This window comes from Mycobacterium sp. DL440 (assembly GCF_011745145.1).
Taxonomy (GTDB): Bacteria; Actinomycetota; Actinomycetes; order Mycobacteriales; family Mycobacteriaceae; genus Mycobacterium.
The window spans coordinates 4,376,083-4,392,909 of the sequence record NZ_CP050191.1 but is presented as its reverse complement, the minus strand read 5'-3'; the positions used below and the strand labels follow the sequence as shown (position 1 = coordinate 4,392,909).

At 66.3% G+C, this 16,827-nt stretch carries 16 protein-coding genes; 12 read left to right on the top strand and 4 right to left on the bottom strand.

Going from position 1 to position 16,827, the window contains the following annotated elements; genetic code table 11:
- The first annotated feature begins 7 nt into the window (after positions 1-7).
- A complete protein-coding gene (locus HBE63_RS21500; protein WP_166906557.1) occupies positions 8-1,462 on the top strand; it encodes an APC family permease in 1,455 nt (484 codons plus the stop codon).
- On the opposite strand, the gene relZ is transcribed toward HBE63_RS21500, so the two are convergent.
- Positions 1,459-3,183 carry a bifunctional ribonuclease/(p)ppGpp synthase gene (gene relZ / locus HBE63_RS21495; protein WP_166906556.1) on the bottom strand — a complete coding sequence of 575 codons (1,725 nt, stop codon included), beginning with the start codon at positions 3,181-3,183 and terminating at the stop codon, positions 1,459-1,461. The genes HBE63_RS21500 and relZ overlap by 4 nt on opposite strands.
- 50 nt (positions 3,184-3,233) lie before the next feature.
- Between relZ and purB the strand changes: the two genes are divergently transcribed.
- The 4 genes from purB to HBE63_RS21475 are packed head-to-tail and all read left to right on the top strand — an operon-like array spanning position 3,234 to position 7,363.
- Positions 3,234-4,652 carry an adenylosuccinate lyase gene (gene purB / locus HBE63_RS21490; protein ID WP_166906555.1) on the top strand — a complete coding sequence of 473 codons (1,419 nt, stop codon included), beginning with the start codon at positions 3,234-3,236 and terminating at the stop codon, positions 4,650-4,652.
- Positions 4,649-5,872 carry a cytochrome P450 gene (locus HBE63_RS21485; protein ID WP_208301177.1) on the top strand — a complete coding sequence of 408 codons (1,224 nt, stop codon included), beginning with the start codon at positions 4,649-4,651 and terminating at the stop codon, positions 5,870-5,872. The genes purB and HBE63_RS21485 overlap by 4 nt, the downstream gene beginning before the upstream one ends.
- A complete protein-coding gene (locus HBE63_RS21480; protein WP_208301176.1) occupies positions 5,869-6,783 on the top strand; it encodes a tellurite resistance/C4-dicarboxylate transporter family protein in 915 nt (304 codons plus the stop codon). The genes HBE63_RS21485 and HBE63_RS21480 overlap by 4 nt, the downstream gene beginning before the upstream one ends.
- Positions 6,764-7,363 (top strand): DUF1707 domain-containing protein, encoded by a 600-nt coding sequence (locus HBE63_RS21475; RefSeq protein ID WP_166906553.1) that lies wholly within the window; start codon positions 6,764-6,766, stop codon positions 7,361-7,363. The genes HBE63_RS21480 and HBE63_RS21475 overlap by 20 nt, the downstream gene beginning before the upstream one ends.
- Before the next feature lie 39 nt (positions 7,364-7,402).
- Here the strand turns inward: HBE63_RS21475 and HBE63_RS21470 are convergent, their stop codons facing one another.
- Positions 7,403-8,026, bottom strand: coding sequence for a hypothetical protein (locus tag HBE63_RS21470; protein WP_166906552.1), 624 nt, complete (start codon positions 8,024-8,026; stop codon positions 7,403-7,405).
- Positions 8,027-8,056: 30 nt separating this feature from the next.
- On the opposite strand from HBE63_RS21470, the gene HBE63_RS21465 reads away from it, so the two are divergent.
- Positions 8,057-8,944, top strand: a complete 888-nt coding sequence (locus tag HBE63_RS21465; protein WP_166906551.1) for a phosphoribosylaminoimidazolesuccinocarboxamide synthase — start codon at positions 8,057-8,059, stop codon at positions 8,942-8,944.
- Positions 8,941-11,088 carry a S9 family peptidase gene (locus tag HBE63_RS21460; RefSeq protein ID WP_166906550.1) on the top strand — a complete coding sequence of 716 codons (2,148 nt, stop codon included), beginning with the start codon at positions 8,941-8,943 and terminating at the stop codon, positions 11,086-11,088. Before HBE63_RS21465 ends, HBE63_RS21460 begins: the two co-directional genes overlap by 4 nt.
- On the opposite strand, the gene HBE63_RS21455 is transcribed toward HBE63_RS21460, so the two are convergent.
- Positions 11,017-11,463, bottom strand: coding sequence for a DoxX family protein (locus tag HBE63_RS21455; RefSeq protein WP_166906549.1), 447 nt, complete (start codon positions 11,461-11,463; stop codon positions 11,017-11,019). The two genes, HBE63_RS21460 and HBE63_RS21455, sit on opposite strands and share 72 nt — an antisense overlap.
- 85 nt (positions 11,464-11,548) lie before the next feature.
- Here HBE63_RS21455 and HBE63_RS21450 point away from each other — a divergent pair, with 85 nt between their 5' ends.
- The 3 genes from HBE63_RS21450 (at position 11,549) to HBE63_RS21440 (ending at position 13,396) form a co-directional block, all read left to right on the top strand.
- Positions 11,549-12,094, top strand: coding sequence for a TetR/AcrR family transcriptional regulator (locus tag HBE63_RS21450; protein WP_166906548.1), 546 nt, complete (start codon positions 11,549-11,551; stop codon positions 12,092-12,094).
- A 28-nt stretch (positions 12,095-12,122) separates the two neighbouring features.
- Positions 12,123-12,611 (top strand): glutathione peroxidase, encoded by a 489-nt coding sequence (locus HBE63_RS21445; protein WP_166906547.1) that lies wholly within the window; start codon positions 12,123-12,125, stop codon positions 12,609-12,611.
- Positions 12,612-12,691: 80 nt separating this feature from the next.
- Positions 12,692-13,396, top strand: coding sequence for a DUF2334 domain-containing protein (locus HBE63_RS21440; RefSeq protein WP_166906546.1), 705 nt, complete (start codon positions 12,692-12,694; stop codon positions 13,394-13,396).
- Positions 13,397-13,472: 76 nt separating this feature from the next.
- On the opposite strand, the gene HBE63_RS31970 is transcribed toward HBE63_RS21440, so the two are convergent.
- Complete coding sequence (locus tag HBE63_RS31970) at positions 13,473-13,880, bottom strand: transposase (RefSeq protein WP_208301175.1); 408 nt, start codon at positions 13,878-13,880, stop codon at positions 13,473-13,475.
- 23 nt (positions 13,881-13,903) lie between these two features.
- On the opposite strand from HBE63_RS31970, the gene HBE63_RS21430 reads away from it, so the two are divergent.
- Together HBE63_RS21430 and HBE63_RS21425 are read left to right on the top strand one after the other, a co-directional pair.
- The gene (locus HBE63_RS21430; RefSeq protein ID WP_166906545.1) at positions 13,904-15,112 is read left to right on the top strand and encodes an RNA-guided endonuclease TnpB family protein; all 1,209 of its coding nucleotides are present in this window, start codon (positions 13,904-13,906) and stop codon (positions 15,110-15,112) included.
- Between the two features lie 62 nt (positions 15,113-15,174).
- Positions 15,175-16,815, top strand: coding sequence for an FAD-binding dehydrogenase (locus tag HBE63_RS21425; RefSeq protein WP_166906544.1), 1,641 nt, complete (start codon positions 15,175-15,177; stop codon positions 16,813-16,815).
- Positions 16,816-16,827: the final 12 nt, after the last annotated feature.

Sequence of the window (16,827 nt, the reverse complement as noted above, 5' to 3'; positions counted from 1 at the left end):
AGGGGGAATGTCGCAACCCACAACCGCGGAGGAGCCACAGCTCAAGCGGGTGATGGGTCCCGGACTGTTACTGCTGTTCGTCGTCGGAGACATCCTCGGCACCGGTGTGTATGCGCTGACCGGGCAGGTCGCCAAGGAAGTTGGCGGCGCCGCCTGGGTTCCCTTCCTCGCGGCCTTCCTGATCGCCACCATCACCGCATTCAGCTATCTCGAGCTGGTCACCAAGTATCCGCAAGCGGCGGGTGCAGCGCTCTACGCGCACAAGGCATTTGGCATCCAGTTCGTCACCTTCCTGGTGGCCTTCATCGTCATGTGCTCCGGAATCACCTCGGCCTCAACGGCTTCGAGGTTCTTCGCGATCAGCTTCTTCGATGCGGTCGAGGTCAATCTCGGGCAGTTCTACGCCGATCACGTGGCCAGCCTCAAAGTGGTCGGAGTCGTCCTGCTGGCTCTGCTGTTCATGGCCCTGATCGCCGCGGTGAATCTGCGGGGAGTCAGCGAGAGCGTCAAGCTGAACGTGGTTCTGACGTTCATCGAGATCACCGGCCTGGTGATCGTGGTCGTGGTCGGATTGTGGGCCATCGTCAGCGGGGTGGATGTCGACTTCTCCCGCGTCGTCGCCTTCGACACCTCCGGTGAGAAGAATGCCTTCGTCGCGGTGACCGCTGCGACGTCGCTGGCGTTCTTCGCGATGGTCGGATTCGAGGACTCGGTCAACATGGCTGAGGAGACCAAGGATCCGGTGCGGATCTTCCCGAAGGTGCTGTTGACCGGTCTGGGTATCGCCGGCCTGGTCTACGTCGTCGTCGCCATCATCGCGGTCGCACTGGTACCGGTCGGAACACTTGCCGAGTCTGACTCGTCCCCGCTGGTGAAGGTGATGGAAGCCGCGGCGCCGGGCCTTCCGTTCTCAAACATCCTGCCGATCATCTCGATGTTCGCGGTGTCCAACACCGCGTTGATCAACATGCTGATGGCCAGTCGGTTGATCTACGGCATGGCCCGCCAGCATGTGTTGCCGCCGATGCTCGGCGCGGTGCATCCGAAGCGCCACACGCCGTGGGTGGCGATCATGTTCACCACACTCATCGCGTTCGGACTCATCTTCTACGTGTCGGCGTTCGCGAGCGGGGACACCGTCGCGATCCTCGGCGGCACCACATCGCTGCTGCTGCTCGCGGTCTTCTCGGTCGTCAACGTGGCGGTGCTGGTGCTGCGCCGCGATGTCCGAAAAGGGGGCGGCCACTTCAAGACTCCGACCGTGCTGCCCGTCGTCGGCGTCGTCGCCTCGCTGTATCTGGTGCTGCCCACCTCGGGACGGCCGGCGGAGCAGTACATCCTCGCCCTGGCGCTCGTCGTCACCGGAGTCGTACTGTTCGGCATCACCATGGTGATCAATCGGCAACTCGGCATTCGTGGGGCCGGCATCACCGACCCCACCCACCTCGGTGACGCTCCCTAGGATTCGGTGCGAAGTTTCGCAATCCGGTTCTGCAGCAATGCAACCCGGTGCGCATTGCCGTCGAGACCGAGGTAGCGGTCGTCGAACACGGCCAACAACGCGTCATCGAGTCGACGCACCGCGCCGGGCGGGTATCGGTAGTCCATGAGCCGGTTGATCTCGTCGGTGTCCACCGAGTCCAGCACGCCGGTAAGCGCTTCCAGTGACGTGATGCCGAGTTCGAGCAGCAGCCCGGAGATCCACCCGTAGTGGTCGGTGCGCGACCAGCCGGCATCGGCGAAACGGTTGCCCAGATAGGTGGCCAGCACCGGGGTGGCGATGCGTGAGTCCCTGGAGAACTCCGGGGATTCGGCCTCCTCCCCCTCGGTCATGGTCAGCCGCAGGCGTTCCCGGATCTCGGTGAACTCACGGTCGGCCAGTTCCAGAAGCCCGGCTGCCAACGTGAATCGGCGGTCCAGCTCGCTGACGTGCTCAGGCGGGATCGAACCCTTGTATCGCACGTCATGCTCGAACTCGGCCCACGCGTGCTGCAGCACGGTCCGCACTTGGATGGATGCCGGATACTGTTCGCCCTCGACCCCGAACAGTAGATGCCGGCTCGCATAGCCCCACCGGCCCTGCCTGGCGGTCTGCAGACCCATGTCCTGGTCGTCGAGCAGCCGCATCTCCTCGGCCAGCAGGTTGGCCACCGCGTCGACGTCCTCACGCAGATAGGTGATGACGCGCAGGCCCACCTGATCGGTGATCTCCACCAACGGATCGCTGTACATCCGTGTGCCATCGGGGGCACGCCGGGTGGCTTTCGCGGCGAACGAATCGATGCTCTTGGTACGTGCCGTGATGCTCAGGTAGTTGATGCCCGCCTCGTCGAGCAGCCCGGTGACCAGTTTGAGGTACTGCTCGGTGGCGGCCACCAGGTCCGGGCGGCGGGCCCCGTACTCGGCGACCGCCGTCGAGGGTGCCGCGTCGCTGACCGGTGCGGGTCGGGGTCTAGGCAGGCGCGTTACGGGCAGGGACGGGGTGACGATGTAACCCGAGGCGACGTCGCCGTAGATCGTCACATCCTCCGGCCGGTCGTACCAGTACAACGCGATGTAGGCACAGAGCATGGCGTCGACGGGATCCTCGTCCCGGTCGAGCTGGCCCGGCCGGGTGGCTGCCTCGATCCGCTTGCGCAGCTCCACCCAGTTGACATTGCGGTTCGCCCGCAGCCTCGGCGTCGCCGTGTCGAGCTCCTCGATCAATGTCATCAACCGCAGCAGCTCGCGCTGCCGGTCGCCGAAGGCGCCGCGCTTGTACTTCAAGGTCTTGTCGAGCCCGAACAGCACGATGGTCGCCGGGTGCGGGTAGACCTCGATCGCGCGCCGATTCGACGGCGACGACGGATCCAGGTCCAGGCCCAGTGCCGACGCGATACGCGCGCCGCGCGGATGCTTGAACTCGGGCCGCTCGGTGAACGCCGGGCGCGCCCCGGCGTCGAACCGCTGGAAATCCCGGTTGAGATCCCGCTCACACGGCCGGTGGCCCGTCGGGTTCTTCACGATGAGCGGCGCATCGATGGCAACCAGACAGTCGCCGCTGATGTAGGGCTCGATCGCCGCCCTTATGTCGTCGTCGTCCTGCGCCACGCCCACGTGAAGGACCCGGCCACTGGAGTCGATGACAGCGACACCCGTCTGATTCTTCTCGCCCCACGCGAGGTCGAGCCCGACGAAGTACATCCGTCCACTGTCTCATTGGTACCCCGGCCCGGGCCGTAAGCTGTGTGTTCGTGACGATCCCGAATGTTCTGGCCAACCGCTACGCGAGCGACGAAATGGTCGCGATCTGGTCGCCGGAGGCCAAGATCGTCGCCGAACGGCGACTCTGGCTCGCCGTGCTGCGTGCGCAGGCAGAGCTGGGTGTCGCGGTTCCCGACGGCGTGGTCGACGACTACGAGCGCGTCCTGGAGAACGTCGACCTCGCCTCGATCGCGGCCCGCGAGCGCGTCACCCGCCACGACGTCAAGGCGCGCATCGAGGAGTTCAACGCGCTGGCCGGCCACGAGCACGTGCACAAGGGCATGACGAGCCGCGACCTCACCGAGAACGTCGAGCAGCTGCAGATCCGCCGCTCCCTGGAGCTGGTATTCGCCCACGGTGTCGCCGTCGTCGCCCGACTGGCCGAGCGGTCCGTCGTCTACCGCGACGTGGTGATGGCGGGCCGGTCGCACAATGTGGCCGCCCAGGCCACCACGCTGGGCAAGCGGTTCGCCTCGGCGGCCGAGGAGACTCTGCTGGCGTTGACCCGGCTGCGTGAGCTGATCGACCGCTACCCGCTGCGCGGTATCAAGGGTCCGATGGGCACCGCCCAGGACATGCTCGACCTCTTCGACGGGGACACCGACAAACTGGCCGAGCTGGAGCGTCGGGTTGCCCAATTTCTGGGATTCACAGACGTTTTCACCAGCGTTGGGCAGGTGTACCCCCGCTCGCTGGACCACGACGTGCTCTCGGCGCTGGTGCAGGTGGGGGCCGGCCCGTCCTCGCTGGCGCACACCATCCGGCTGATGGCCGGCCACGAACTGGTCACCGAGGGTTTCGCGCCCGGGCAGGTCGGCTCCTCGGCCATGCCGCACAAGATGAACACCCGCTCGTGTGAGCGGGTCAACGGCCTGCAGGTGGTGCTGCGCGGATATGCCTCGATGGCCGCCGAGTTGGCCGGTGCGCAGTGGAACGAGGGCGACGTGTTCTGCTCGGTGGTGCGCCGCGTCGCGCTGCCGGACGGGTTCTTCGCCGTCGACGGGCAAACCGAGACGTTCCTGACCGTGCTCGACGAGTTCGGCGCCTACCCGGCCGTGATCCAGCGCGAGCTGGACCGCTACCTGCCGTTCCTGGCCACCACACGCATCCTGATCGCCGCGGTGCGGGCCGGGGTGGGCCGCGAAACCGCCCACGAGGTGATCAAGGAACACGCCGTCGCCGTCGCGCTGGGCATGCGTGAGCGCGGTCTCGAACCCGACCTGCTGGACCGTCTGGCCGGCGACCCGCGGCTGCCGCTGGACCGGGCCGCCCTGGAGGCCGCGCTGGCCGACAAGCAGGCCTTCACCGGAGCGGCCGGGGCCCAGGTCGACGGAGTCGTCGCAGCCGTCGACGAACTGGTCAGCCGCTACCCGGAGGCCGCCAAGTACACCTCGGGTGCCATCTTGTGACGTTGGTGGCCGACCTCACCGATCTGGACAATTTCGCTGCCGGTTTCCCGCACGAGTTGTTCGACGTGCACCGTCGCGAGGCGCCGGTGTACTGGCACTCTCCGACGGAACACACTCCGGACGGTGAGGGCTTCTGGTCGGTGGCAACCCACGCCGAAACCCTTGCGGTACTGCGGGACGCGGAAACCTTCTCCTCGGTCACCGGTGGCGACCGGCCCTACGGCGGCACCCTGCTCCAAGACCTGTCCATCGCCGGGCAGGTGCTCAACATGATGGACGACCCGCGGCATTCCGAGATCCGCCGGCTGGTCAGCTCCGGGCTCACCCCGCGCATGATCCGGCGAGTCGAAGACGATCTGAGGACTCGCACGCGCCGGCTACTCGACGGGATCGAGCCTGGCGTGGGGTTTGATTTCCTGGTCGACGTGGCCGCCGAACTGCCCATGCAGATGATCTGCATACTGCTGGGAGTGCCCGAATCCGAACGGCATTGGCTGTTCCATGCGATCGAGCCGCAGTTCGACTTCGGCGGTTCACGCTCGGCGGCTATGCCGCAGATGTCCGTCGAAGAGGCCGGTTCGCGGATGTACACCTACGGCTCCGAGTTGATTGCGGCCAAACGCGCCCAGCCGACCGACGACATGCTCTCGGTGGTGGCCAACGCCTTTCGCGATGATGAAGCGGCGGCTCTATCTGATTTGGAGCTGTATCTGTTCTTCAGCCTGCTGTTCAGCGCGGGCGCCGAGACCACCCGCAACTCGGTGGCGGGCGGGCTGCTGGCACTGATCGAAAACCCTTCGCAGATGGCCTTGCTGCGTGACGATCTCGGGGAACTACCCACCGCCATCGAGGAGATGGTGCGCTGGAGTTCGCCGTCACCGTCCAAGCGGCGCACCGCCACCCGTGCCGTGTCCTTGGGCGGATGCGACATCGAGGCCGGGCAGAAGGTGCAGGTCTGGGAGGGCTCGGCGAACCGGGATCCGCTGGTGTTCGAGCGGGCGGATGTTTTCGACATCACCCGTAAACCCAATCCGCACTTGGGTTTCGGCTACGGCATCCATTACTGCCTGGGTGCCAACCTGGCCCGGCTGGAGCTACGGGTGTTGTTCGAGGAGCTGCTGGCCCGCTTCGACAGCGCCCGCCTGGTCAAGCCCGTCGAGTGGACCCGCAGCAACCGGCACACCGGCATCCGGCATCTGGTGGTGGAGCTCGGGGCGTGAAACCCGAGGCATTTGCCGCGGTGATGGCGACCGGCATTGTGTCGATCTCCGCCGTGCAGCACGGTTACGGCGTCATCAGTTGGCCGCTGGCGGTACTCGCGGCTCTCGGGCTGCCGGTGCTGATGTACCTGGTGGCAACCCGCCGGCGATCCTTTGATCTGCGGAGCATCGACACGATCGTCGGACTGTTCACCTACGTGGCGGCGTGCGCGGTGGTGGCCGCCCGATTCGCCGAGTATCGGCCGGCGCTGTGGATTCTGGGGGCGATGGGCCTCGCCGGCTGGCTGTCGCTGACCCCGATGCTGCTGGTGCGGATGCGGAGGCTGGGCCTCGCCGGCCTGCGGGATCGTGCACGTGGCACCTGGGAGCTGGCCAGCGTCGGGACGTCGGCGCTGTCGCTGGTGTTCATGGTTGAGGGAATCATGTTCTGGGCGTTCATCTTCTGGGTGGCCGCCTTGGGCCTGTACTGCCTGATGACCGGGCTCATCGCGTGGCGGGCACTGGCAGAGCCCGAGGTCCGGCGCAACGTCCCACCCGATCACTGGATCCTGATGGGTGGCATTGCCATCGCCACACTGGCCGGTGAGCACATCCACGTCGGGCTGTCTCCCGGCCCGTTCGCCGATACGGTGCGCGGGCTCACCCTCGTGACGTTCGCCGTCGCGACAGTGCAGATCCTGCCTCTGGCCATCACCAGCTGGCGTCAGATGCTCGACTGGCCGGCAGTGTTCCCGCTGGGCATGTACTCGGTGACCGCCTATGGCCTGACTGTCGAAACCGGTTGGAATGCACTGATTGTCGTATCACATGTGTTCTTCTGGATCGCATTCGTGGCGTGGCTGCTGGTGGTCGGCATCCTGGTCCGGCGCGTCATTCGCCTAACCTCGGTACATGGACTCAGGCCAGAATGACCATCTCCGAGTCTCCGACGCCGAGCGCGCGAAGGTGGGACAACTACTCGAACGCGCGGTAGCCGAGGGCATGATCACGCTCGACGAGTTCAGCGAGCGCTACGACGCCGCGTTGGCTGCCCGCACCCGCGGCGAGCTGAGCGCAGTGATGGCCGATCTGCCGATGGCCCTGCCCCCGGCCGTCCCGACGTCGCACCGGCCCGCGGTGGCACCCGAGGAGTTGCGGGGCTGGATGTCCTCGATCGTGCGGCGCGGGCAGTGGAGGGTGGCGCCGGCCCTGCATCTCAACACCCGGCTGTGCAGCACCACCCTGGACTTCACCTCTGCGACTCTGTCCGGGCCCGTGGTCGAGATCGTCATCGACGACTACTGCAGCAGCACGGAGCTCATCGTGCCCGACTCGGCCACCGCCGATCTCAACGGTGTCAACGCCGTCGCGGGAAGCGCCACGGTCAAAGTTCGCTCCAGCCCGCCATCGGACCAGCTGCACCTCATCGTGCGCGGTCGGGTCAGGATGGGTTCGGTGACCGTGCGGCACTCGTTCGGAAGCTGGCTGCGGCGCCTGAACGGCACTCGATAGCGAAGGTGATTTCGGCGATCACCCAAATCACCGGGAAAGTCAGTCGATGCGGCGCAGACGCATGCCGGCAGAACGCAGCTCCAGGGCGGCCAGGCCGCGAATGGCCCGCTGGTCTTGACTGCGCCACGCTCCGACTGGGTCATCGGACACCGCGGTCAGCTTGGCCAGCGGCCGGTTCGCCAGTGCCCGCAGCGCGAGCAGCTGTTCCCCGGCGGCCGTCGAGGCCAGGGTGATCGCGGTCCACTTGCGCCGGAAGAACCGCACCCGCAGGTACAGCCAGGGCATCGCCACGAACAGGATCGGTGCGGCGGCCACCGCCAGGGCAAGCACCCAGGCCAGCCAGCTCGCCGTGCTGTCCAGGTTGTGGCCGGCGCCGGCAATGTCGAGCGCCGCCTCGCTGGCAGCACGTAGCGGCTTGCTCAGCGTGTCGCCGACCAGGGGAACGCTGTCGGTGCTGTCACCGGCGGAGCCAAGGTTGTCAGCAACCCCGTTGGCGCCGCTCTCGACCTGTCTGCCGACCTCGGCGATGGTCGACACCGCTGAATGCACAGCCATCCCGACCAATATCCACACTGCGGTCCAGGTGATGACGGCCACGTCGCTGAACAACTGGGCCAACAAGCGGCCGGGTCTGCTGGCATAGGGCAGGTACCGCGATCTCATGAGACCGATCCCAACACATAGGCTGGCCCAATGCGCCCTGCTCTGCCCGACTACCAGCACCTGGCCAGCGGCAAAGTCCGCGAGTTGTACCGCATCGACGACGAGCACCTGCTGTTCGTGGCGACCGACCGCATCTCGGCCTACGACTACGTCCTCGACTCGCAGATCCCGGACAAGGGCCGGATTCTGACGGCGATGAGTGTGTTCTTCTTCGACTTGATCAGCGCGCCCAACCACCTGGCCGGGCCGCCGGACGATGAGCGCATCCCCGCCGAGGTGCTGGGCCGTGCGCTGGTGGTGAAGCAACTGAAGATGCTGCCCGTGGAATGTGTGGCCCGTGGCTACCTGACCGGTTCCGGGCTGCTCGACTACCAGGCATCGGGCTCGGTGTGCGGTATCCCGCTGCCGCCCGGGTTGGGGGAGGCGAGCAAGTTCGACGAGCCGCTGTTCACCCCGGCCACCAAGGCCGATATCGGCGAGCATGACGAGAACATCTCGTTCGCGCAGGTGATCGACCTGGTCGGGCCGGTGCTGGCCAACCAGTTGAAGGAACGCACGCTGCAGACCTACCTGCAGGGGGCGGACCGTGCGTTGACCAAGGGCATCATCATCGCCGACACGAAGTTCGAGTTCGGAGTCGATGGGCACGGCAATGTGGTGCTGGCCGATGAGGTGTTCACCCCGGATTCGTCGCGGTACTGGCGCGCAGAGACCTATCAGCAGGGGGTGGTTCAGGACAGCTTCGACAAGCAGTTCGTCCGCAACTGGCTGACCGGACCGGACTCGGGCTGGGACCGGCGCAGCGACACTCCGCCGCCACCGCTGCCCGAGGAGATCGTGGCCGCCACCAGGGACCGGTACATCGAGGCGTACGAACGGATTTCGGGCCTGCGGTTCGAGGATTGGATTGGCGCATGACCCCATCTGTCCAGCCGCCGGTCGCCAAGCGCGGCAACCATCGCCGCGAGCACCACGGTGATGTGTTCATGGACCCCTACGAATGGTTGCGCGACAAGGACGATCCCGAGGTGATCGCGCACCTCGAGGCCGAGAACGCCTACACCGAGGTCGCCACCTCTCAGCTGGAGCCGTTGCGGCAGAAGATCTTCGACGAGATCAAGGCGCGTACCAAGGAAACCGATCTGTCGGTGCCCATGCGCCGGGCCGGCTGGTGGTACTACGCGCGCAGCTTCGAGGGCAAGCAGTACGCGGTGCACTGCCGGTGCCCGATCGGCGATCCCGACGACTGGACGCCGCCTCAGCTCGACGAGGGTGCCGATATTCCCGGTGAGCAGGTCCTGCTCGACGAGAATGTCGAGGCCGACGGTCACGAGTACTTCTCGCTCGGCGCGGCCACGGTGAGCCTGGACGGCAACATCCTGGCCTATTCGGTGGACGTCCTGGGCGACGAGCGATACACCTTGAAGTTCAAGGACTTACGCACCGGTGAGCTCTATGACGACACGATCGCCGGGATCGGCGCCGGCGGCACCTGGGCCGCCGACAGCCGTACGCTGTACTACACCACGGTGGACGACGCCTGGCGGCCCGACACCGTGTGGCGGCACCGGCTGGCGTCGGGCCTGTCTGCGGAGAAGGTGTATCACGAACCGGACGAACGGTTCTGGGTCGCGATCGGTCGCAGCCGTAGCGACAGATACCTGTTCGTCGCGTCGGGCAGCGCAGTCACCACCGACGTCCGCTATGTCGATGCGAATGACCCGACCGCCGAGCTCACCACGGTCTGGGAGCGACGCGACCTGGTGGAGTACTCCGTCGAGCACGCTGTGGTCGGGGGCGAGGACCGGTTCCTGATCCTGCACAACGACGGTGCCGAGAACTTCATGTTGGTGGAGGCCCCGGTCAGCGACCCGAGCGATGTCCGCACCCTGATCGAGCACCGATCGGACGTGCGTCTGGACGGTGTCGACGCGTTCGACGGGTTCCTGGTGATCAGTTACCGCAGTGAGGCATTGCCGAAGATGGCACTGTGGCCGCTCACCGCGGACGGTTACGGCACGCGCGAGGAACTGACCTTCGATTCCGAGCTGACCGCCGCGGGGATGGGTGGCAATCCGAACTGGTCCGCGCCGAAGTTGCGGATCGGCGCCACCTCGTTCATCACTCCCGCGCGGATCTACGACCTCGACCTGGCCACCGGTGAGCGCACGCTGCTGCGGGAGCAGCCGGTGCTGGGCGGCTACCGGCCGGAAGACTATGTGGAGCGCCGGGATTGGGCGACCGCATCCGACGGGGCGCGGGTCCCGATCTCGATCATCCACCGGGCCGGGTTGCAGTTCCCGGCGCCGGCATTGATCTACGGCTACGGTGCCTACGAGTCGTGTGAGGATCCGCGATTCTCGATCGCCCGGTTGTCGTTGCTGGACCGCGGCATGGTGTTCGTGATCGCGCATGTGCGCGGCGGCGGCGAGCTGGGCCGGCCGTGGTACGAGCACGGCAAGCTGCTGGAGAAGACGAACACCTTCACCGATTTCATCGCGGCGGCACACCATCTCGTCGATGGCGGCGTGACCCGCCCGCAGAATCTGGTGGCTCTCGGCGGCAGCGCCGGCGGATTGTTGATGGGCGCGGTGGCCAACATGGCCCCGGAGCTGTTCGCCGGGATTCTGGCCCAGGTGCCGTTCGTCGATGCACTGACGACGATCCTGGATCCCTCGCTCCCGTTGACCGTGACCGAGTGGGACGAGTGGGGAAATCCGTTGGAGGACCCCGAGGTGTACCGGTATATGAAGGCCTACACGCCCTACGAGAACGTGGCGGCGCAGGACTATCCGGCAATCCTGGCGATGACCTCACTCAACGATACCCGGGTGTACTACGTCGAACCCGCCAAATGGGTTGCCGCCCTGCGGCACACAAAGACCGACGGGCATCCCGTGCTGCTCAAGACGGAGATGGTGGCCGGCCACGGCGGTCTGTCCGGACGCTACGAGCGGTGGAAGGAAGCCGCGTTCCAGTACGCCTGGTTGCTAGCTTCCGCCGACCGCGACAACTACGGCAGCGGCCAGGTACACAGCCTCTTCGGCGGTCCGGACGCCTAACCGCGAGGTCATCGACTTCGGCGGGTTCGGCATCCGTGCCGCATACACGTTGGCCGGGAACATCGCCAGCATGAGCAGGAACAGGCATCCTGCGGCCGCTACCCGGGTGGGCGGATAGAGCAGCCCTGCCGCGCCGGCCAGTTCCAGCACGCCGGTGACCGTCACCAGCGCGCCCGGGGCGGGCAGTGCCGGAGGCACGATGGCGATCATGTCGCGCCGCAACGGATCGACGAAGTGCGCGACGCCCGTCATGACGAACATCGCGGCCAGCCCGACCGCGATGGCGCGGGGCCAGCTGGCCACGTAGTCCACGCCCAGCAGCCCGATGATCCGAGCTGCCACGCTGCCCACGATCAGGGTCAGAAGGACGGCCATCGCAGGCTCCAATCTTGTCAATGTCTAGATCGACACGTTACGCCTGATCTAGCCGCTGTCAAGATGCGGGATTAGGATGGTCCACATGGGCTATCACCACGGCGACCTCAAGGCCGCGATCCTCGCGCAGGCCGCCACCCTGGTGGCCGAACGCGGCGCCGACGGCATCTCGCTACGCGAACTCGCGCGGGCCGCAGGCGTCTCACACGCGGCCCCCGCGCACCACTTCACCGACCGGCGCGGGCTGTTCACCGCACTGGCCACCCAAGGATTTCAGTTGCTGGCCGCGGCGCTGACCGGGGCCAGGCCGCAATTCATCGACGCCGCCAAGGCCTATGTGCGGTTCGCCCTGGACCACCCGGGCCACTACGAGGTGATGTTCGACAAATCGCTCTACGACGACACCGATGCCGACCTGGCCGCGGCCGCGTCGGCCGCGGATGCCGAACTCAACCGCGGCGTCGGCACCCTGGCCGATCCCAAGGCCGCCGCCGACCCGGAAAGCGCCGCGCTGGCCGCATGGTCGCTGGTGCACGGGTTTTCGATGTTGTGGCTCAACGACGCGATCGACACCGCAGGCGATCCGATCGCCAAGGTGGAGAGTCTGGCCGCGATCCTGTTCGACAACTAGGTGGGATGGCTCCGGTAACCTCGCGCACATGAGCCTCAACGAGATTCCGCTGACCACTCTCGACGGAAAACCGACGACGTTGGCCGAGTTGGCAACCGGCGCAGCGCTGGTGGTCAACGTGGCCTCCAAATGCGGGTTGACACCGCAGTACAGCGCCCTGGAGAAGCTCGCACAGGATTACTCCGCGCGCGGGCTGACCGTCGTCGGCGTGCCCTGCAACCAGTTCATGGGCCAGGAGCCCGGCACCGCCGAGGAGATCCAGACGTTCTGCTCGGCCACCTACGGCGTGACATTCCCGTTGCTGGCCAAGATCGACGTCAACGGCGCCGACCGTCATCCGCTCTACGCCGAGCTGACCGAGGCCGCCGATGCTGCCGGCGAGGCCGGGGACATCCAGTGGAACTTCGAGAAGTTTCTGCTCGCCCCGGGCGGGACGGTGGCCAACCGGTTCCGGCCCCGCACCGAGCCGGACGCACCCGAGGTGATCGCGGCCATCGAAGCGGTCCTGCCCGCCTGATCGCAGGGTCTATCTCAATGGACACTCGGCGTCAGAGTGTTCGACACCGTCCCGACATGTGACGTTGCCACACTGGCAGCGTGACCGGACAACTCATCGTCTCGATATCGCAGATCAGCGATCGCACGATGGCTGACGTCGAGTCGTTCTGCGCCGAGCTCGACACCCGTGGCGTGCCTGCCTCGATGATGGTGGCGCCGCGGCTCAAAGGTGGTTACCGGTTAGACCGCGATGCCGACACGGTGGAATGGCTGGTCCGTCGGCGCCGCGGCGGTGACGCCATCGTGCTCCACGGCTATGACGAGGCTGCGACCAAGAAGCACCGCGGCGAGTTCGCTTCGTTGCCCGCTCATGAGGCGAACCTGCGGTTGATGGGCGCCGACCGGGTGCTCGAACACATGGGCCTGCGCACCCGGCTGTTTGCCGCCCCGGGCTGGACCGTATCTCAGGGCACCGTGACGGTTTTGCCGCGCAACGGCTTTCGACTGCTCGCCGATCTGAACGGAATCAGCGACCTGGTCCGTCAGACCACGACGCGAGCGCGGGTCGTTGGTATCGGCGAGGGATTTCTGTCCGAGCCGTGGTGGTGCCGGACAGTGGTGCTCGCCGCCGAACGCACTGCGCGACGCGAAGGCATGGTGCGGGTCGCGGTCGCGGCGCGGCACCTGCGGCGGCCCGGTCCCCGGCAGGCCATGCTGGATGCAATCGACCTGGCTTTGCTGCACCGGTGCGTGCCCACCGTTTACCAGTGGCGAGGATTTTCAGCACTGACCGAGGCCGCCTGACCGATTTCTTGGGCGCAAGCTTCGGCTTTTAGTCCGGGGTGAGCCCATCCAGTTTCTCGCAGGTGTAGCCCGGCGGTCAGAGTGGTCGGGCGTGGCTGTCGATGTATTGCTTGATGATCGACGAGGGTGGCCCGCCGCAGGAGACGGCGAAGTAGGAGGGCGACCGGAGGTGTCCGCGCATGCGTGCGCGGACACAGACGCCGGTGTATTCGCGCACGCACCGCGTAGGTGGTGTGGCCCTTGAGCCTTGGGCCAGGGTGGAGATCGCCAGTGTGGGCGGGTAGGCAACGGGCAGGTGCAGGTGGCTGGCTTCGCCGTTGAACTCGACCAACTCGGAGCCCGGGTCGTCGCACCGTCGCGCCTGGTGGTTTCGCAGTAGGTGAGCATGGCGTCGGTGAACACTGCCGGTCGGTATTTCGTGACGACGACCGGATGGGCGTGCTGCGAGGACACGCTGTGCCGGGCGGTAGGTCGGGGTTGTCACAGGTGGTCGTTACCGTCGTGGGTATGCAGATGCGTTGTCGGTATCGCATCGAACCGACACCGGCCCAGCAGGCGTTGTTGGCGCGGGTGTTCGGATGCACTCGGGTGGTTTTCAACGACGCACTACGGATCCGGGATGAGGCGTATCGGTCCGGGATCAAGCTGTCCGATACCGAGATTCAGCGTCGGGTGATCACCATGGCCAAGACCACCGCGGAGCGGGCCTGGTTGTGCGAGGTGCCCAGTGTGGCGTTGGTTCAGTCGGTCAATGATTCCCGCCGGGCGTGGCGTAATTTTTTCGACTCGGCCAGCGGGAAACGCAAGGGTCGGCGGGTGGGCCGCCCACGGTTCAAGTCCCGCAAGGATCATCGGCAGTCGTTCCGGCTCACCCGCAACGGTTTCAGCCTGAAAGGCAACGGCCGGTTGTTCGTGGCCAAGGTCGGTGAGGTCGCGGTTCGGTGGTCGCGTGAGCTGCCCAGCACACCCTCGAGTGTCACGGTTATCCGAGAACCCGATGGCCATTTCTACGCGAGTTTCGTCGTCGAGGTCGCGGTATCGCCATTGCCGCCCGTGGCCCGCGAGGCTGGGGTGGATGTCGGTGTCGCTCGGCTGGCCATAATCGCTGCCACTGATGGAGCACGCTCGGATATCGCTAATCCGAAGTATCTGAGTCGCAAGCTGGCGAAATTGGCGCGGTTGGAGCGGGAGAAGTCCCGCCGGCAGAAAGGATCGAACAACAGGGCCAAGACGCGGCGTAAGGTCGCCATCGCTCATAGCGAGGTGGCCCGTGCTCGGCGGGACTATCACCACAAGGCGGCTTTGGCGTTGGTTCGCGAGAATCAAGTGATCCACGTCGAGGACCTCAACATCGCTGGGATGGTCCGCAATCGGCGGCTCGCACGTGCGATCAGTGATGCGGGGTGGGCGCAGTTCGTGAAGATCATCGGGGAGAAAGCCGACCATTACGGGCGCACTGTGCACCGGGTGTCGCGGTGGTTGGCGTCGAGTAAGACCTGCTCGGCATGCGGGCACCGGCTCGATGAACTGCCCTTGCAGATCCGTACTTGGGTGTGCCCGTCATGCCTGTCGGTTCACGACCGCGACCACAATGCTGCCAAGGTGATTCTCGCTGCCGGGCGGGCAGAGAGACTAAACGCCTGTGGAGCCCGCGTAAGACCGCAACCTGTTGCGGCAGTGGGTGTTGAAGCAGGAAGCAACCCGACAGCGGAATAGCCGCCCCGGGAATCCTCGGCCTTCAGGCCGGGAGCACGTCAATAGGGCTAGTCTTGCGTTCCATGGCAGACGCCGATGTCATTGTCGTGGGTGCGGGTTTGGCTGGATTGGTCGCTGCAGGTGAGCTGGCCGCGGGTGGCCACCAGGTACTGATCCTGGATCAGGAGAATGCCGCCAACCTGGGCGGCCAGGCGTTCTGGTCGTTCGGCGGCCTGTTCTTCGTCGACAGCCCCGAACAACGCAGGCTCGGCATCCGCGACAGCCAGGAACTGGCACTGCAAGACTGGCTGGGCACCGCAGGCTTCGACCGGACCGAGGATCACTGGCCCCGGGAGTGGGCGCACGCCTACGTCGACTTCGCCGCCGGAGAGAAACGCAGTTGGTTGCGGGCTCGGGGTCTGCAGACCTTCCCCTTGGTTGGATGGGCCGAGCGGGGTGGCTACGGGGCGCTGGGGCACGGCAACTCGGTGCCGCGCTTCCACATCACCTGGGGGACCGGGCCGGCCATTGTTGACGTGTTCGCCCGCCGCCTGCTGGACGAGCCCCGCGTAAGGTTCGCCCACCGCCACCGCGTCGACGAACTCATTGTCTCCGAAGGCGCCGTTGTCGGGGTCCGGGGTTCGGTGCTGGAGCCCTCCGACGCGCCCCGCGGGGCGCCATCGTCACGAAACATCGTCGGAGACTTCGAGTTCCGTGCGTCCGCGGTGATCGTGGCCAGCGGTGGGATCGGTGGCAACCACGATCTGGTGCGCAAGAACTGGCCGGCTCGGATGGGCCGCGTACCCGAGCAGCTGCTCAGCGGCGTGCCCGCGCACGTCGACGGTCGGATGATCAGCATCTCCGAGGACGCCGGTGCACACGTCATCAACAGCGACCGGATGTGGCACTACACCGAAGGCATCACCAATTACGATCCGATCTGGCCCGACCACGGGATTCGCATCCTGCCCGGACCGTCGTCATTGTGGTTGGACGCCAACGGAAATCGACTTCCCGGGCCGCTGTATCCCGGCTTCGACACTCTCGGCACGCTCGAACACATCTGCCGCACCGGGCAGGACTACACCTGGTTCATCCTCAACGCCCGGATCATCGCCAAGGAATTCGCGTTGTCCGGCCAGGAACAGAATCCCGACCTCACCTCGCGCAGCGTACGTGACGTGCTGGCGCGGGTGCGCCCCGGCGCGCCGGCGCCAGTGCAGGCCTTCGTCGACCGGGGTGTCGACTTCGTCAGCGCGCGTTCACTGCGCGAATTGGTGGCCGCCATGAACGACGTGCCCGACGTGCTGGAACTCGACTACGCCACGGTGGCCGCCGAAGTCACCGCACGCGACCGCGAGGTGGTCAACAGGTTCACCAAGGACGGCCAGGTCACCGCGATCCGGGCGGCCCGCAGCTATCTCGGTGACCGGTTCCGCGTCATCGCCCCGCATCGCCTCACCGACCCGAAGGCCGGTCCGATGATCGCCGTCAAACTGCATATCCTGACCCGAAAGTCTCTGGGCGGGTTGGAAACCGATCTGGACTCCCGGGTGCTCAAGGAGGACGGTACCGCGTTCGCGGGCCTGTACGCGGCGGGGGAGGCGGCTGGATTCGGCGGCGGCGGGATGCACGGTTACCGGTCCCTGGAAGGCACGTTCCTGGGCGGCTGCATCTTCTCGGGCCGGGCGGCGGGACGCGGCGCGGCTGCGGATATCGCCTGAGCCCCGCTCGCG

What these genes read in the sequence shown, in the direction of transcription:
- HBE63_RS21500 (WP_166906557.1), top strand. Translation starts at nt 8, where the DNA reads ATGTCGCAACCCACAACCGCGGAGGAGCCACAGCTCAAGCGGGTGATG.
- relZ (WP_166906556.1), bottom strand. Translation starts at nt 3,183, where the DNA reads ATGTACTTCGTCGGGCTCGACCTCGCGTGGGGCGAGAAGAATCAGACG.
- HBE63_RS21475 (WP_166906553.1), top strand. Translation starts at nt 6,764, where the DNA reads ATGGACTCAGGCCAGAATGACCATCTCCGAGTCTCCGACGCCGAGCGC.
- HBE63_RS21470 (WP_166906552.1), bottom strand. Translation starts at nt 8,026, where the DNA reads ATGAGATCGCGGTACCTGCCCTATGCCAGCAGACCCGGCCGCTTGTTG.
- HBE63_RS21465 (WP_166906551.1), top strand. Translation starts at nt 8,057, where the DNA reads ATGCGCCCTGCTCTGCCCGACTACCAGCACCTGGCCAGCGGCAAAGTC.
- HBE63_RS21460 (WP_166906550.1), top strand. Translation starts at nt 8,941, where the DNA reads ATGACCCCATCTGTCCAGCCGCCGGTCGCCAAGCGCGGCAACCATCGC.
- HBE63_RS21455 (WP_166906549.1), bottom strand. Translation starts at nt 11,463, where the DNA reads ATGGCCGTCCTTCTGACCCTGATCGTGGGCAGCGTGGCAGCTCGGATC.
- HBE63_RS21450 (WP_166906548.1), top strand. Translation starts at nt 11,549, where the DNA reads ATGGGCTATCACCACGGCGACCTCAAGGCCGCGATCCTCGCGCAGGCC.
- HBE63_RS21445 (WP_166906547.1), top strand. Translation starts at nt 12,123, where the DNA reads ATGAGCCTCAACGAGATTCCGCTGACCACTCTCGACGGAAAACCGACG.
- HBE63_RS21430 (WP_166906545.1), top strand. Translation starts at nt 13,904, where the DNA reads ATGCAGATGCGTTGTCGGTATCGCATCGAACCGACACCGGCCCAGCAG.
- HBE63_RS21425 (WP_166906544.1), top strand. Translation starts at nt 15,175, where the DNA reads ATGGCAGACGCCGATGTCATTGTCGTGGGTGCGGGTTTGGCTGGATTG.